Genomic DNA, 15,068 nt, shown 5'->3' with positions numbered 1-15,068 from the left:
GATGGCCGACTACCGCTACATCGTCGCGCGGGCGGCGACCGGTGAAGTCCTGCACTGGAACCTTCCGCTGGCCGAGGTCGAGTACGGCCCGGAGATAGCCGGGCCCGGCTCGCTGAAGGCGTCCCTGCAGACCGCATTCCGCCGTTCGCTCAGCGACATGCTCGACGCTGGTGACACGGTGCTCCTGGTCGAGCGCAAGGCCCGCCTCGACTGGGGCGGTGTCCTGTGGCGCGCCGAGCCGGAGGGCAACACCCTGCCCGTCGAAGCCTCCGGCTTCACGAGCTACCTCCACCGCCGCTTCGACCTGCACGGCAACCTCGACGGTCGCGGCCCGTACATCGAGGCCGACCCATGCCAGGTGATCCGCGATGTATGGGCCTACGCCCAGGCCCAGCCGGACGGCGACCTCGGCGTGAGCGTGGACGACACGAAGTCGAAGGCGAAGACCGGCACCGCGAAAGACCCGTACACCACCGTGGAGACCGACCCGCGCAACCTCGGCGAGATGGTGGACGAGATGGCCGAGATCGATGACGGCCTGGAGTGGTCGGAGACGGTGGCCTGGCACGGGCGCCGCGCCGAGCGGCGCGTCATCCTCGGCGCGCCCCATCTCGGTAAGCGCCGGGAGGACCTGACGTTCACCACCGGCGCGAACGTCGTCGGCACCCCGCACGTCATCAAGGACGCCGACTCCTACGCCCAGTGGGTTATCGGGCTCGGCGCGGGCGAGGGCAAGAAGCGCAAGGTCGTCGTGGACGGCGTCCGCAACGGCAGGCTTCGCCTGGAGCACCGGCTGGAGACCAGCGAGAAGGACGAAGCGAAGCTGAAGCAGCGGACCCGCCGGGAGCGGCTGGCCCGCCAGGTCCTGCCCTCGCTGCCCGAACTGGAGATCATCGACCACCCGGCGGCCCCGATCCACGCACTGCGCATTGGGGACGACGTACGGGTCCGCCTGTTCGAGCCCCACACCGAGTTCGACGGCTGGTGCCGGATCGTCGGCTGGACCGTGCGCCCTGGTGAGGGCGAGACCGCCGAGCGTGTGACGCTGAAGCTGGAGCGCACGAACAAGCCCGAGGACGAGGCAGGCGAGGGAGAGGAGCTCTAGATGCCGGACACGATCGCCACCCTCGGCCGCCGACTGGCCAGACTGGAAAGGCGGGTCACCACGCTGGAGCGCGCCCGCCGCGCCCCGTACCCGGAATGGCGGGACCTCCCGCTCACCGGCGACACCACCGTCCCCGACGAGGAGCAGCCACCGCAGTTCCGCGCCAACCCCTGGGACACGACGGAGCTCTGCGGTCGGATCGGGCTGACCGGCGACCGCGCGACGGACGAACAGCTGGTCGCGCTGCTCCCCGAGGGGTACTGGCCGGAAGCACCGCGCACGGTCGACGTCGCCTCCGACGCAGCCCGGCGCGCCCTCCAGCTCGACGTTGACCTCAAGGGCCTGGTGCGGCTGCGCGTCCAGGGCGGGGGAAGCGTCCGCGCGTCCTGGATCAGCCTCGACAGTGCGTCGTTCCGCACCGACCGCGACGACACCTGACCGGCGGCGCCCGGCTACTGGCCGGTGCTCCGCCGGTAGCATGACGCCTGGGTGACCCTCCACCCGCTTCGCACTCCCGAGGGACCGGACCGCTGCGGCGGCCACGGCAGATCGCCATCAGGCGCAGGGGAGAAGGACGAAGCGCGTGGCTACACCGCTGAGCGCGGACAGGTTTCTGTCTGTGCTGAAGGGCGCCGGGCTCGGCGTGGTCGAGCACGGCAAGTGGCGCACCCACAACCGGAACACTCACGGCAACTGGGGTCCGGCGAATGGCGTCATGATCCACCACACGGGGTCGTACACCTCCGAGAAGGACATGGTGGAGCTGTGCCGGACCGGCTACCAGGACTTGCCCGGACCGCTCTGCCACGGCGTGATCGACCGCTCCGGCACCGTCCACCTCGTCGGCTACGGGCGCTGCAACCACGCCGGGATGGGCGACACCGACGTTCTTCTCGCAGTCATCGCGGAGAAGAAAACCCTCCCGCGCGACAACGAGGCGGACACCGACGGGAACAGGCACTTCTACGGCTTCGAGTGCATCAGCACCGGGAGCCATCCGTGGCCGGCGGCCCAGCTCGACGCGATGGCGCGGGCGGCGGCGGCCATCTGCCATGCGCACGGCTGGAACGAGCACTCCGTCATAGGCCATAAGGAGTGGCGACCAGGGAAGCCGGACCCGGGCGGCATCGACATGGACGCCTTCCGCGCCCGGGTCGCCCGGCACCTGAAGGACGGCGGTAAGCCGAAGCCCGACCCCAAGCCGCACCCGAAGCCGAAGCCGCACCCGAAGCCGCACCCGAAGCCCAAGCCGACGCCGAAGTACGCGGCATACCCAGGCAAGCAGTTCTTCCGCGACGGGCGCTCCTCGCCGGTGATCTCCGCGATGGCGAAGCGGCTGATCGCAGAGGGCTGCGACAGCTACGACACGCCGCCCGGCCAGGTGTGGAACGACACGCACCGCCGCTCGTACGCCGCCTACCAGATCAAGCGCGGCCACCACGGTGCGGACGCCGACGGCATACCCGGGCCCGAGACCTGGGCAGACCTCCGCGTCCCGCACCAGGCCGGTGCCCCCGAACCGAATCCGACCACCCCGGACCAGGAGCACGATTCCATGCCGCAGGCCCTCGCCGACATCGCTGAGCGCACCGTTGCCACCTACCTCCAGTCGTTGCTGGGCCTGATGGTCGCCGCCAGCACGACGGACATGGTGTCCCTGTCGGCGTGGCAGGCCGCCGCGGTCTCCGCGATACCGGCCGCGCTCAGCGCGCTGAAGTCCACGCTCGGCACTGCCCTGGGCAGGCCCGGAACGGCGTCGTGGCTGCCGGTGAAGCGCGACCCCGCCACGCCGAAGCAGTGACCTGGCGGTGACGAGAGAACAGGAGGAAGCCGTGCCCGAAGGGCAGATCGCTCTCGCCCTGGCCGAGCTCCGTTCGGCGCTGGAGGTCGGGTTGGCCCGCATCGACGGCCAGTTGGCTCTGCTCGTCCAGCGCAGCGACCAGACGGACAAGGCGCTGGAGGAGTTGGAGGAGCGGGTCGCCGCACTGGAGAAAGCGCGGTGGCCGCTTCCGACCCTGGCCGTGCTCGCCAGCGTCACCGCCGTGGCGCTCGCCATCTTCGAAGCTGTGAGCAACTGACCGCTCTGGCACCATGATGACCCAGCGGAAATGAGAGAAGGCCCCGTCTCGCGACGGGGCCTTCGGGCCTCTTGGAAGACCAAGGCGATGGTACCAAGGGTTAGATGGCCAAGCGTGGCGTGCGACGCCACGGCTACTCTTCCGTCGTCACTGTGAGGCGCCGAGCGGAGGATGGGGCATGGTTGGCCGTAAGCCGTACCTGGTCGGGCACCAGGAGTTCGCCGCGCTGTACCGCGTCGATCCGAAGCAGGTGGCGCAGTGGCTGGCACCGAGCCGCGGTGTGCTGGACCCGTCGACCGCCTTGGTCGTCAGCGGGGTGCGGTACTGGCCGCTCGGCTTCGCGGCTGGGTGGGGCGCGACGACCGCGCGAGTCCGTCAGGTCGATCTCGATGCCAAGGCCCGGATCATCGCGGACCAGGGCGAGGGCTGGGAGCCGGGCCTCGGGGACGAGCTGCCTCCGATCGTCGGCCAGCAGGAGATCATCGAGCTGTTCCATCTGCCCGCTCAGGGCAACCTGGCCACGACGATCGCAACCGGGCGGTTCGCGGAGCACGACTGGCTGCTGTCCGGATCGAAGCTCTGGATGCTGGAGACCGTCCTCGACGCCGTACCGACGCTGCGCAAGAGCGCGCGGAGCCTGCCCTGGGACGTGGACGAGGTGGTCGTCACCGCCTTGCGTGAGGGCACCTACGACGGTCCGGGCAGCCGCGTCCTCACCCGGGGCCGCCACGCCCGAAAAGCCCTCTGACCTGCACAAAAACTGTACTAGGTCCCGAATTGCGAATAAGATATACGTAATCCCCTTTATGGGGCCGCAGTTCACCAAGGAGGCAGTAGTGCAGTTCATCGCCGCACCGGGAGGCGAGGAGGTCGCGGTCACGAATGTCCGCGAGGCCCTGATCGTCGAGGGGCCCTTTCGCTCTGCGTCATACAGAACCCCGACTCCAACATCGCCGTCCGCGCCCTGCGGGAGGTCTCGTCGGCCAACGAGTCCCGCCAGGCGCGCATGGACGAGGCGGCCGAGCGGACCTTTGCCTGAACGGAGTTGAGAGTGCGAAGTCGCGCCTACCCTCGGTGGGGTTGATCAACCGACCGCCAGCCCCCAAGATAGGTGACATTCTTGAAGTCGGTCACCAGGGGGTGGGTATGGCAGCCGTCCAGGACGAGATACCGGGTCTGGTCATCCACACCGTGCGTCAGCCGGAGGACCAGCCCGCGTCGATCCAGGCTCAGTTCGAGACGTTCCACCAGCTCAACCCTTGGGTGCTCCGTGCCCTGGAGGCTTTGACCGCCGACTACTTGAAGCGCGGCGCGCGCCGGGTCGGGATCGGGATGCTCTTCGAGGTCCTGCGCTGGCGGTACGTCACAGCGACCGAGGGCGAAGACGAGTTCCGCCTCAACAACAACTTCCGCAGCAGGTACGTCCGGCTGCTCATCGAGCGCCACCCCGAATGGGCACCCGCTTTCGAAGTCCGCAGCCTGCGGACCGACTGAACCAATCCTCTTGGAGATGAACGACCGATGAAGCAACCAACCGAGCAACAGGGCGTCGATACGGCGTCCGCTGCCCCGGTGCCGACCAGCCCCGAGGGGTTGCCCGACCGCAGCGTCTCCCAGAGCGCCGTCGTGCTGCGCGCCGACCAGATGGAGTTCGACGCGCGTCAGGTGGCCGCACTGTCTCTGATCAGCCCCGGTCTCACTCAGGCACCGCGCGCACAACTGGCCATCTTCTTCCACTTCTGCGTGAGGTCTGGGCTCGATCCTTTCGCGCGCCAGATCTACATGATCGGCCGCACCAACTGGAAGGCGGCCGACGACCCGGACGAGCCCGAGAAGACCTGGACCATCCAGACCGGCATCGACGGCTTCCGCACCGTCGCCCACCGCGCGGCGACGAAGGCCGGGGAGTCCATCTCCTACGAGGACACCATCTACTACGACTCCGAGGGCAACGCCCACGAGGTCTGGCTGTTCAAGGAGTACCCGGCCGCCGTCAAGGTCACCGTTCTGCGCGGCACCAGCCGGTTCCCGTTCATCGCCCGATGGGACGAGTTCGCCCCGACGTACTACGACCGCAAGCAGAGCGCGTACGTCGTCGCGAAGATGTGGCGGCAGATGCCCGCCCACATGCTCCGCAAGTGCGCTGAGGCCGGCGGCCTGCGGATGGCCGCTCCCCAGGACCTGTCCGGCGTGTACGTGGACGAGGAGATGGCGCGGGCCGACGCCGAAGCCGTCGTCCGCGAAGCGGATGAGGCGACCCTGGCCTTGCGGAAGGCCGCCGGACTTGAGGCGGGCGACGACAAGAGCAAGGACGCGAACAAGGCGTCCGCCGACGCCCCCGGGGCCGGGGCCAAGGACGAGGACACGGAGAAGCCCACGCCGAAGAAGCGGGCTCGGGCCGCGAAGAAGGCCGCCGTGAAGTCCGAGCCGGACCCCGAAGCCGACAAGGCCCCGGCCCCGGCGAAGCGTGCCCCGCGAAAGCGGACGGCCTCCCCGCGCCGCGCCGCCTCCTGAACTCTGCCGACACCGGTGCCGCCCACCGTCGGCGGGCGGCACCCCCATTCTCTTGGAGACCATCGTGACCACCCTGGCCATCGCGCCGAAGCGGCCGGTCAGCCTGTGGCCCGCCGCTCACGCGGCGGACGCGCGCCGTCCCCGCTCCCAGCAGACCAAGCTCGGCGCCAGCGACACCGTGTGCGCACGGCGGGCCGGATACCTCCTGCACGGCCGCACCCCGACCGACACCGGCGAGAAGCGTAAGGCGATCCTCGGGACCTGGCTGCACGACGGGATGCTCGACGCCGCCCGCGAAGAGTACGGCTGGCTCGTCGAGCGCCGCGTCGAGGACGAGACCGTCCGGGGCCATATCGACGCCGTCCAGCTCGACAGCACGATCGCCGCCCGGCTACCGAAGCGGCTGCGTCCTACGCTCCCCGCGGAGGAGACGACCGTCGAGGACGTGAAGTCCAAGAGCACGTACCAGTGGGACAGCATCGTGCGGTACGGAGCGAGCGAGGCCGAGCTGCGGCAGGTGTACCTGTACGCCGACCTGCTCGGTACCGAGGGCTTCGCCAGCGTCCGGGGGCAGCGCCAGCTCGCCCGTCTCGGCCCCGTGCCGGTCGCCCGCATCCGCTTCCGGTTCATCAACCGTGACAATGGCGACGACCACATTCAGGAGATCGCCTACGAGGCCGACCGCGCCCGTCGCGCCCGATGGTGGGTCCAGCAGGTTCGCACGGCCGCCTCGCCCGAGGAGCTGCCGCGCACCTTCCAGGGGCCGGGCATCTCCACGATCTGCGACCACTGCCCGTTCCGCACCGCGTGCTGGGGTCCGCTCGTCGCCGGGCGCTCCCCGCAGAGCCAGCTCATCCACGACGACGAGGAACGGGGGAGGGCGCTGGCCGAGTACGCCGAGGTATCCAAGCAGATCAAGCCGCTCAAGGACCGGCAGAAGTACCTCCGCGCCCAGCTCGACGGCTCCGAGCCGGGCGTCTACGGCGACAACGTCCTGAAGTGGAGCGGCGGCAACCCGACCAAGGTCGATGACGTTGGGGCGATGGTCTCGCTGTACCGCCGCGCCGGACTGGCGGTGCCGATGGCGCCGGACGCGGCGGCGATGAAGGCCACGCTTGAGGGGGTGGGCATCCCGGTGCCCACGCGCCTCGACCACGACCGGCGGACTGCGGTGAGCATCAACGTCACCGCCAGCAAGAAGCCCTGAGCGTGCCAGACGGCGGGGCCGGGGCCGGTGCGCCCTGTCCCCGCCCCGGAACGGCGCGAACGGGACGCGACACGGAGAGTGCCGGTGAGCATTCAACTGATGGTGGTGGCCGCTTACTTGCCGAAGGAGGTGATCAACACGACGCAGAAGCTGGTCCTCATGAAGATCGCGGACTCGGCCGATGACCAGACCAGGCTGGCCCGGCCCGGCCTGGAGCGGATGATGGCCTGGGCTGGCGTGGGGGAGAAGCAGGTCATCACGGTGGTGACGCAACTCGTCGGGCTCGGCCTGGTCGAGCGGGTCACGATCGGCCGTGTCGGGCGCCGTGCCGAGTACCGGGTGTTCCCGCACGGTGTGCCGCCGATCCCGTCGACGGAGGAGCTGATCGAGCGGCGCCGGGCGGCGCAGCGTGCCCCGACGAACCCCCGGCTGGCCCGGAAGGCTCCGCGCCGCAAGCCGTCGTCAGCGGCCCGCACACAGCGGGACGTTGCCGCACGGGAAGAGACGCGGGCCTCTGCCGAGCCGGGTCCGGAGCCAGGGTTGCCCCAGGGAAACCCTGATTCGGCTCGGGGCAGGGTTGCCGCGGGGAAACCCAGTGGGTTGCCGCAGGGAAACCGGGCGGGTTCCCCCGGGGAAACCCCTTCTCTTCCTTCTTCTTCCTCTTCTCTTCCTTACCCCCCTACCCCCACGGCTGACGCCGCAGGGGAGCCGGGGGCGGGGCGCGGGGCGCAGCAGCGGGCGGGCTGCCCGAAGCACGCCGAGCCCGTGGCGAACTGCCGAGGGTGCGGCACGAACCCGCGTGCGGGGCGCGAGGAGGCGCGGCGCGAGGCGGCCGACCGCGAGCATCGCGCCCAGCAGGACTGGCTACGGGAGTTCTTCGCCGAGCAGGAGCGTCGCGTGGCTGAGACCGACCCCCAGGCCCTGGAGATGGCGCGCCAGCGGGTGCGCGACCTGGCCCGCATGGGACGCGAGAAGGGAGGCAACTCCCGCCGCAGACAGGGGCGTTAGCGAGATCGGCAACATTGACGCCCTGGTATACGCCATTAAGATATAAGCATGAGTTCGGAACTGGCCGAACTCACCAACCTCTTGGAGGCCGCCTTGACCGACACACTCACTCCCGCCCCTGACGCATACGTCGTGGTTGCTGAAGTGATCCATGGCCCGCACCTCGCTCCGCGACTCGGCGACGGCCTGTTCTGCTCGGCCAAGTGTGCCGAGTACGGCGTCCGCAAGCTCGTTCGCGAACTGAGGAGGGAGGAGGGCGGCAGCGGCTTCGTCCTGCCTCATGAGGGCCGCCTGATCGGATGTGTCGTCACCCGTGGGAGTCGGATGTGGTCCGTGCAGATCCTCGCCCGCAGTGAGCTGCCCACCGTCTGACGCCCTCTTGGTGTCAGATAGGTGACATTTTTCAATGGCGGGCGCACCTTCTGTGCGCCCGCCGTGCACACCCTCTTGGAGACCAGACCATGACCATCACCATCGCGGCTCTGCCCGACCACGACCGCACCACCGACCCGCTGTGGCAGCGGCTGTTCTACGGCTACAGGCACGTCATCACCCCGCTGCGCTACGCGGGCTGGGTCACCGACATCGAGACCAGCGGCGGCGAGTTCTTCGTCCGCGCCGACCTGCGGGACGGCACGGAGCTGATCATCGCCTCAGAGCACAGCCTGCCCGCCGACCCCGCCGAGGTGACCGGCTGGACCGCCATCCGCCAGGACGCGCAGGGCGCGAGCAGGCACACCGTTCTGTACGACTCGACTCCGAACGGCCCTCAGCGTCACCACGGCAACAGCCTGGTCCCGCTGATGGCCCGCATCGACGGCCTTGACCTCCCCGGCCACGCGTCCCGGCTGATCGTCTCGGCTACGCACACCGCGCCGTACGGAGCGAACCACAACTCGACCGCCGGGATCGAAGGTGCGGCGAGCGCCCTCGTCCGATTCGCGGAGTGGTCGCGACAGCTCACCGACCTTGAGGGGTACCACCGCGTCTGGCAACGGCCCGAGCGGGACGGCTACCCGCTGGCGCTGTTCGAGAGGGCCGGACACATCACGACCGTCCGCGTCACCCGCAGCGATGACTGACCGGTCGTGCCGTGCGCCGCGCCCCACCGGGGGCGCGGACCGGTGATCTGGCTGCTGATCGTGTGTGTCCTCGGCCTGACAGCGTTCACCGCACTCGGCATCGAGGACAACCGCTACCTCCGCGCATTTCGCGCCTCCGATCAGTCCTGACCACAGCCGCCCGGCCCGCGAACCGGGCCGGGCGGCCCCACCTCTTGGAGACCACCACCGTGTCCCGATCTATCCACCTGCTCTGCGGAGCGGGGGGAGATGGCCAAGGTGCGCTCGAAGCCGGGTTTGAGCCGATCCTCGGGATCAATCACTGGCAGACCGCCGTCGACACCTTCGAGCTCAACCACCCGACCGCTGCGGCGCGTTGCGCCGACATCCAGAACTACCCCATGCGTTGGCTACCGAAGGCCCTCTTGCTGTGGGCCTCGGTCATCTGCAGGGAGGTCAGCCCCGCTGGCGGGAAGAAGCGCCCCGACCCCGTGCAGGAGGCCCTTTTCGAGGAAGAGGAGCAGTGGCGCGAACTGCCGCCTGAAGCGTTCGAGATGACCCGCGTGACCGCGTGGTGCGTGCTGCGAGCCGCTGAGGCGAAGCGGTTCCCGTGCGTCGTCGTGGAGAACGTCGTCGAGTTCATCACCGACTGGCTCTTGTTCCCCGAGTGGATCCGCGCGATGAAGAAGCTCGGTTACCGGGTTCAGATCGTCTCGGTGTCCTCCGCGCACATCGGCTCGGAGACCAACCCGCGCGCCCCGCAGTGGCGCGACCGGGTGTACATCGTCTTCACCCTCTCTGGCATCCGCCGCCCCGACCTCGCGCCGCGCCCGCTGGCCCACTGCTTTGAGTGCGGGCGGGACGTCAAGGCGCGCCAGAGCTGGCGCGACCCGCGGGTGAAGGTCGGCAAATATCAGCAGCAGTACGACTACCGGTGCCCGCACAGCCGCTGCGGTCACGCGCTGGTGGAGCCGTACGTCCGCCCCGCCTCCGACGTGATCATGTGGGACAACATCGGCCAGCGGATCGGGGACCGCGCCAAGCCGCTGGTGCCCAACACGATGCGCCGCATCGAAGCTGGGCTGGCGAAGTTCCCCTACGAGCCGTCTGTCGTCACCCTCACCCACGGCAAGGACGGCACCGACCGCGCCTTCGCCCCGCACACACGGCCGCTGCCCACCCGCACGGCCAAGCTCGGCGAAGCCCTGCTTGTGCCGGTCGGCGGCTCTTGGAACGACACGGCCTCGCCCATCGAGGAGCCGATGCGCACCCGGACCACCCGCGAGAGCGAAGCCCTCGTCACCGTGGACCCGTTCATCGTGGAGTTCCGCAAGAACTGCGACGCCGCGCCGATCGACGCCCCGCTCAGCACTATCGCCACCGCCCGGCATCACGGGCTGGTCGTGCCCGACGGGGATGTCCGCACCCGGGCGCGCAACACCTTGGTGATCCCGTACCGGCGGGCCGCGCCGAAGACCGCGGGCGTGCCCCTGCACACCCTGTCGACCCGCGATTCGGCAGCCGTCGTGCGCAGCGCGCCTGCCATCGAGGACTGCTACTTCCGGATGCTCCAGCCCAGAGAGCAGTTGTCGGGCCAGCGGTTCCCCGAGACGTACGAGGTCGTCGGCACCAAGGCCGCCCAGACCCAGCAGGCCGGCAACGCCGTGAGCGTCAACGTCGCCCACTGGCTCGGCGAACGCCTTAAGCCCGTCCTCGCCTGACCTGCCCCCCGAAGAAGAAGGGACACCCCTGCCATGACACCAGCAACCCACGATGCAGTGGCCATCCTCGCCCAGCAGCGAGAGGACCTGGCTCTCGCGCTCCGCCGAGCCGAACAGGCCCACTGCCTGAGCATCATCGACCACCTTGCCGCCAAGGTCCGTGCCCGCTGCCCCGAGGCCGTCTACGTGGCGTTCGACCGTAGCGGCGAAGACCGCACCGTCACCGTGTACGGCGTGCTCGGCGAGCAGCCGAGCCCGCTCGCGGCGTGTCCCTGGCTGTGGGACGGAACTGAGACCGGGCATCCGCTCAATGAGATCGACTCGGACATCATCCTGGACATCGAGTACGCGCTCCTGCCCCCGACTTCACCGGCGTGGGCGCTTGTGCGGCGCAGCACGGGCATGGACGGCAGCTGGCTTCTGGAGCTGCCCCCGGCCGACCGCGCTGCCCGCGTAGCTGAGCTGATACGCGGGCACCACCCTGCGGCGACGGCGGTCATCGTGGACAGCCGCGCAGGTGGGGGCCGCGTCGTTGGGGTCATCGAGGAGCAGACGGACGGCAAGGTTCCCGCCCCCGTGGCCCGGCCCCGGCTTAGCAGGGAGTGTGACGACGCCCTCACTCGCCTCGTGGCGCAGGTCTTCCTTCTCCCGCCGCTGGCCGACCGTCACCTGAGGGCGATACCGCGCGACTTCACCCATCCCTACGGCTCCAGCGTCAGCGATCAGGTCCGCCTGCTGCTGCTGCCAACCGCCTAGCGAACGGGAGGAGGAGCAGATGAGCGGCAATGGGTGGGTCGGTGAGGCCCCCTGCGCCGGGGACGCCCGCTTCACGTCCGAGGAGACGGCGGCCGAAGCCTCGACGGAGCCGCTGGTCCTCTCCCTCCTCGCTGCCTGCCAGGGCTGCCCGTTCCGGTCGCGGTGCATCGACCTGGTCATGCCGAGCATGAGCCTGTTCGACGGCGTCTGCGGAGGGCGGCTCTGGCGGAACGGCCAGGTCCTCGCGACCTGCGAGGGTGCGCGGCCCGCCGAACTACGCGAGCGCGGTCGACGCCCGATCACCCACGGCACCGAAGCCGGGGCCCGTGCCCACAACCGGCGCGGGGAGAGCGCCTGCGCCCTGTGCCGGGAAGCCGGACGGCTCGCCCAGCAGGCCCGCCGGGCTCGCAAGCTTGCCACCGGCGCCTGATCACCATCCCTACAACTCCTGCGGAGAAAAGCATGTTCACCATCAAGGCCCGCGACCTGGCGGCCATCCTCGATCGAGTTGCCCCGCACCGGTTCCGGGCGGACGACGCCGCCAACGACCTCGACGCTCTGATCCTCGACTGCACCCCTGGTCACCTCCATGCGGTCGCATGCAGTGACCGGACGCTTGCCGTCGCTCGTACTTCCGTCGCGGGCGGCGTGTGGACGGCCCCGGTCGGTTACGGCGATGCCGCCGCGCTGCGCGCCTGGCTGGAGTCCTCCAAGCGCGTCACCGTCGAGCACGTCACCAGCGACCGCCACCAGCAGCTCCGCTTCACCGAAGGTCCCGCGCAGATCACGGTCCCTGCCGCGCCCCACGTCGGCCGCCTGGCCTGGCGTGCGCTGCTGGGCCTCGTGCTCGATGCCCGCGACCACTCACTGGCCGTCGGCCGCCCCCTGCAGCTCAGTGCCGACGACCTCGCGCTGTGGGGGAGCGCCTGCAAGGACGGTGAGGCGATCGAGTTCCGCTCCCTGGGGCCCGTGGGGACGCTGGTGACCGCCGGGCCGGACTTCCTCGGCCTTCAGGCCCCTCACACCTGGGAAGGCCCGACGCCGGGCGAGGGGTGGTCCTCCTCGCTGCGCACCCGCTTGTTTCTCTTCGCTGGGGCCTTCCTCGAGGTCGGGGCGCGGTACGCGGACTGCACGCGGACGGTGTGGGTCGTGCCCGCCCGGCCCGGCCCCGGCGAGGAGCCGACGTTGGTCTCCGCCGACTACGCGGCCGTCACCCTGCCGATCTCCCAGGTGCTCGCGGTCGGGAAGTTCCTGACCCGGCTTCCCGGCTGACAAGAGATAGATGACATTTATGAACGATTCCCTGCACTCTCCTGCCGCGGGGTGCGACCACGACGCGGACCCCGGCTTCGGGCTCAGCACTCTGCCTGCCGCGTGGCGCGCCCGCCCATCAACTCCTCCGGCACAACCAGCGATCCGAAAGGAATGCCCAGTGAACAAGGCCCAGCTCATCAACGTCGTGGCTAAGGCGACTGGTGACCGCGCTACGGCAAGGCTCGCCGTGGAATCCGTGCTCGACGCCATAGTCCGCGCCGTCGCCGCCGGGGAGGTCGTCTCCGTCACCGGATTCGGAAGCCTGACCCGGGAGGAGCGCCCGGCCCACACCGCACGCAACCCGCAGACCGGCGAGCGGGTGCAGGTCGGCGCGACCCACGTCGTGAAGTTCCGGCCCGGCGCGCGGTTCAAGGCCCTCGCCGCAGGCCGCCGCGCGATGCCCGAGAGCGGCAACTGCATTCAGAAGGACCCGAAGACGCCCAAGGTCGCCCGCCCGTAACTCGCCGCACATCAGGGGCCGTCCCGGCGCACGCCGGGACGGCCCTGCCGAAGGAGCACGACATGAACGACCATTCCGTGGGCGTAGAGGTCGACGCGACCGCGAAGTGGCTGGAGGAGCGGGGGCTGTCCGGTGCGGCCCGTCTGCTGCGGCGCGTTGCCCGCCAGAGGGACGACGCCGTGAGCCAGCTCGGCCTTCGCCCCGCCGCAGGACCCGCGTACCCGGCGGGCGGCACCGAGCACACCGCGCCGCGCGATCTGGACGCCGCCGCCGAAGCGGCGATGCTGCGCACCGACGTGGCCCGCCTCCAGGCCCTGGCCGAGCGGGCCGGTTGGGTACCCGACCGGGACGCGAAGCGCCTGTGGCGCTGGCGCGACGGTTGGTGGGAGCTGAGCTACCACCGCAGGAATCCGAAGGACGGCTACCACGACACGGGCTGGTACCTGTGGGGACCGGTCGGCAGTTACGAGGGCGAGTACGCCGACCGGCGCAAGGGCCCGGCCTTGGACGACGCTGAACGCCTGATCACCCTGTACCGCGCCGCGATGGGGGAGGGCCAGCGGTGAGTGGCCAGATGGAACTGGTCAGCGCCCGCGCCCTGCAAGGCCCAGATCCAGTTCCCGACCTGGCCGCCGCCGACCGCATCGTGTTCAGCAACAGTGGCGGCAAGGACAGCATCGCCGCGATGGACGAGGGCGTACGGCTGGCCGACGCCGCTGGCGTCCGCGACCGCATCGTGGTCCTGCACATCGACCTCGGCCGCACCCCGCGCGGCCACAGCGTTGAGTGGCCCGAGACCGCCGACCTGGCGCGACGCCAGGCCGACCACTACGGGCTACCGTTCGCGGTCCGCCGCATGGCCAAGTGGCCGTCCCTGTTCCACCGCATCCGAGCGCGGGGCCAGTTTCCGCATCTCATGACCCGGTTTTGCACATCGGAGAAGCGAGCCGTGGCGCACCGGTTCATCACCGAGCAGGTGAACGCCCTTGGCGTCACCGGCCGCCCGGCACGGATCGTGCACGTCATGGGGTTCCGCGCGGAGGAGTCCCGCGCCCGTGCTCGGCGCCCCGCCCTTGAGGTCGACCGCCGCGCCAGCAGCGGGCGGCGCACCGTGACCCAGTGGTACCCCGTGCTGCGCTGGAGCACCGCCGAGGTGTGGCAGCGCATCTGGGAACGCGGCCTGCCCTACCACTGGGCGTACGACGCCGGGATGTCCCGCCTCTCGTGCAGCCTGTGCGTCCTCGCCTCCGTCCCGGACCTGACGTGCGCTGCTGGGCTCCGGCCCGAGCTGGCGCGCGAATACGCCGATCTGGAGGAGGAGATGGGCGTCCCGTTCCGGCGGGAGCTTCCGATGGCCGAGGTGATCCGGCGCGCGGGAGGTGCCGCGTGACCGCCGATCTCCGGCGCGCCCCGGTGACCCTGCCGAGGGTGGCCACGATCCTCGCCGCGATGGGGCTCGACTGGCTCGGCTACCCGACGATCCCGGTCCCCGACGCACGCCGCCGGGCGTGGTGTCGGTTCCGATGGCCCGATCTCATTCCCGCAGCCGCAAATTAGGGAATTGAATTGCGGAAAGTGAATTTGCATTCCACTGGGCATTTCTTGCTCTTGGGGTATTTGCCATTAAGATATAAGTAAGAAATTCGGGAAATGCCCGAATGGGGAGGGGGTTGGGAGTGGAAACCCGGAACCACGGATGCGGCTGCGAGTGCAACAGCGGCGGCTTCTGCGGTGGTTGCGGCCACGCCGGATGTGGCGGACGCCGCTAACCGCCCCCAAACCCCGACAACATCCCGCGCCCCCAGCCCATGCCGGGGGCGCGCCCAAAGGCAAAACCTCTTGGA

Annotated in this window: 18 protein-coding genes and 1 pseudogene; all 19 read left to right on the top strand. The window is 69.9% G+C overall.

From position 1 onward, the window contains the following. The first annotated feature begins 1 nt into the window (after position 1). Positions 2-1,105 (top strand): hypothetical protein, encoded by a 1,104-nt coding sequence (locus tag CGL27_RS16700; RefSeq protein ID WP_119987946.1) that lies wholly within the window; start codon positions 2-4, stop codon positions 1,103-1,105. Beyond that, positions 1,106-1,543 carry a hypothetical protein gene (locus CGL27_RS16695; RefSeq protein ID WP_119987943.1) on the top strand — a complete coding sequence of 146 codons (438 nt, stop codon included), beginning with the start codon at positions 1,106-1,108 and terminating at the stop codon, positions 1,541-1,543. Between the two features lie 145 nt (positions 1,544-1,688). Then, positions 1,689-2,606: pseudogene (locus CGL27_RS16690) on the top strand (peptidoglycan-binding protein); the annotation flags it as partial. 331 nt (positions 2,607-2,937) lie between these two features. Beyond that, a complete protein-coding gene (locus tag CGL27_RS16685) occupies positions 2,938-3,183 on the top strand; it encodes a hypothetical protein (protein ID WP_119987937.1) in 246 nt (81 codons plus the stop codon). A 178-nt stretch (positions 3,184-3,361) separates the two neighbouring features. Continuing rightward, positions 3,362-3,931: a hypothetical protein gene (locus CGL27_RS16680; protein ID WP_119987935.1), complete on the top strand. Its 570-nt coding sequence runs from the start codon at positions 3,362-3,364 to the stop codon at positions 3,929-3,931. A 398-nt stretch (positions 3,932-4,329) separates the two neighbouring features. After that, on the top strand, positions 4,330-4,677 hold the full coding sequence (locus CGL27_RS16675) for a hypothetical protein (RefSeq protein ID WP_119987933.1): 348 nt from the start codon (positions 4,330-4,332) through the stop codon (positions 4,675-4,677). A 27-nt stretch (positions 4,678-4,704) separates the two neighbouring features. Next, positions 4,705-5,697: a recombinase RecT gene (locus tag CGL27_RS16670; protein WP_119987930.1), complete on the top strand. Its 993-nt coding sequence runs from the start codon at positions 4,705-4,707 to the stop codon at positions 5,695-5,697. 64 nt (positions 5,698-5,761) lie between these two features. After that, positions 5,762-6,904, top strand: a complete 1,143-nt coding sequence (locus CGL27_RS16665; protein ID WP_240450519.1) for a PD-(D/E)XK nuclease family protein — start codon at positions 5,762-5,764, stop codon at positions 6,902-6,904. 84 nt (positions 6,905-6,988) lie between these two features. Further along, positions 6,989-7,912, top strand: coding sequence for a helix-turn-helix domain-containing protein (locus CGL27_RS16660; RefSeq protein ID WP_119987927.1), 924 nt, complete (start codon positions 6,989-6,991; stop codon positions 7,910-7,912). Positions 7,913-7,960: 48 nt separating this feature from the next. Next, positions 7,961-8,284, top strand: a complete 324-nt coding sequence (locus CGL27_RS16655; protein WP_119987924.1) for a hypothetical protein — start codon at positions 7,961-7,963, stop codon at positions 8,282-8,284. A gap of 89 nt (positions 8,285-8,373) precedes the next feature. Next, positions 8,374-8,994 (top strand): hypothetical protein, encoded by a 621-nt coding sequence (locus CGL27_RS16650; protein ID WP_119987921.1) that lies wholly within the window; start codon positions 8,374-8,376, stop codon positions 8,992-8,994. A gap of 209 nt (positions 8,995-9,203) precedes the next feature. Then, a complete protein-coding gene (locus tag CGL27_RS16645; protein WP_119994416.1) occupies positions 9,204-10,694 on the top strand; it encodes a DNA cytosine methyltransferase in 1,491 nt (496 codons plus the stop codon). A gap of 33 nt (positions 10,695-10,727) precedes the next feature. After that, positions 10,728-11,450 (top strand): hypothetical protein, encoded by a 723-nt coding sequence (locus tag CGL27_RS16640; RefSeq protein ID WP_162952995.1) that lies wholly within the window; start codon positions 10,728-10,730, stop codon positions 11,448-11,450. A 19-nt stretch (positions 11,451-11,469) separates the two neighbouring features. Continuing rightward, a complete protein-coding gene (locus tag CGL27_RS16635) occupies positions 11,470-11,880 on the top strand; it encodes a hypothetical protein (RefSeq protein WP_119987916.1) in 411 nt (136 codons plus the stop codon). Positions 11,881-11,912: 32 nt separating this feature from the next. Further along, positions 11,913-12,722 carry a hypothetical protein gene (locus CGL27_RS16630; RefSeq protein WP_119987913.1) on the top strand — a complete coding sequence of 270 codons (810 nt, stop codon included), beginning with the start codon at positions 11,913-11,915 and terminating at the stop codon, positions 12,720-12,722. 160 nt (positions 12,723-12,882) lie between these two features. Continuing rightward, positions 12,883-13,224, top strand: coding sequence for an HU family DNA-binding protein (locus CGL27_RS16625; protein ID WP_162952994.1), 342 nt, complete (start codon positions 12,883-12,885; stop codon positions 13,222-13,224). A 62-nt stretch (positions 13,225-13,286) separates the two neighbouring features. Next, complete coding sequence (locus CGL27_RS16620; protein ID WP_119987907.1) at positions 13,287-13,790, top strand: hypothetical protein; 504 nt, start codon at positions 13,287-13,289, stop codon at positions 13,788-13,790. Then, a complete protein-coding gene (locus CGL27_RS16615; RefSeq protein WP_240450518.1) occupies positions 13,787-14,614 on the top strand; it encodes a phosphoadenosine phosphosulfate reductase family protein in 828 nt (275 codons plus the stop codon). The genes CGL27_RS16620 and CGL27_RS16615 overlap by 4 nt, the downstream gene beginning before the upstream one ends. Then, the gene (locus CGL27_RS50065; RefSeq protein ID WP_162952993.1) at positions 14,611-14,781 is read left to right on the top strand and encodes a hypothetical protein; all 171 of its coding nucleotides are present in this window, start codon (positions 14,611-14,613) and stop codon (positions 14,779-14,781) included. The genes CGL27_RS16615 and CGL27_RS50065 overlap by 4 nt, the downstream gene beginning before the upstream one ends. The last annotated feature ends 287 nt before the right edge of the window (positions 14,782-15,068 follow it).

Source organism: Streptomyces sp. 11-1-2, assembly GCF_003595545.1.
Classification (GTDB): domain Bacteria; phylum Actinomycetota; class Actinomycetes; order Streptomycetales; family Streptomycetaceae; genus Streptomyces; species Streptomyces hygroscopicus_B.
Note: the sequence above shows the minus strand (reverse complement) of the source record. Positions and strands in the feature narration are given on the sequence as shown.

Bases quoted from the DNA above. Each gene is read 5' to 3' on its own strand.
- CGL27_RS16700 (WP_119987946.1), top strand. From the start codon at position 2: ATGGCCGACTACCGCTACATCGTCGCGCGGGCGGCGACCGGTGAAGTC.
- CGL27_RS16695 (WP_119987943.1), top strand. From the start codon at position 1,106: ATGCCGGACACGATCGCCACCCTCGGCCGCCGACTGGCCAGACTGGAA.
- CGL27_RS16680 (WP_119987935.1), top strand. From the start codon at position 3,362: ATGGTTGGCCGTAAGCCGTACCTGGTCGGGCACCAGGAGTTCGCCGCG.
- CGL27_RS16675 (WP_119987933.1), top strand. From the start codon at position 4,330: ATGGCAGCCGTCCAGGACGAGATACCGGGTCTGGTCATCCACACCGTG.
- CGL27_RS16670 (WP_119987930.1), top strand. From the start codon at position 4,705: ATGAAGCAACCAACCGAGCAACAGGGCGTCGATACGGCGTCCGCTGCC.
- CGL27_RS16655 (WP_119987924.1), top strand. From the start codon at position 7,961: ATGAGTTCGGAACTGGCCGAACTCACCAACCTCTTGGAGGCCGCCTTG.
- CGL27_RS16650 (WP_119987921.1), top strand. From the start codon at position 8,374: ATGACCATCACCATCGCGGCTCTGCCCGACCACGACCGCACCACCGAC.
- CGL27_RS16640 (WP_162952995.1), top strand. From the start codon at position 10,728: ATGACACCAGCAACCCACGATGCAGTGGCCATCCTCGCCCAGCAGCGA.
- CGL27_RS16635 (WP_119987916.1), top strand. From the start codon at position 11,470: ATGAGCGGCAATGGGTGGGTCGGTGAGGCCCCCTGCGCCGGGGACGCC.
- CGL27_RS16630 (WP_119987913.1), top strand. From the start codon at position 11,913: ATGTTCACCATCAAGGCCCGCGACCTGGCGGCCATCCTCGATCGAGTT.
- CGL27_RS16620 (WP_119987907.1), top strand. From the start codon at position 13,287: ATGAACGACCATTCCGTGGGCGTAGAGGTCGACGCGACCGCGAAGTGG.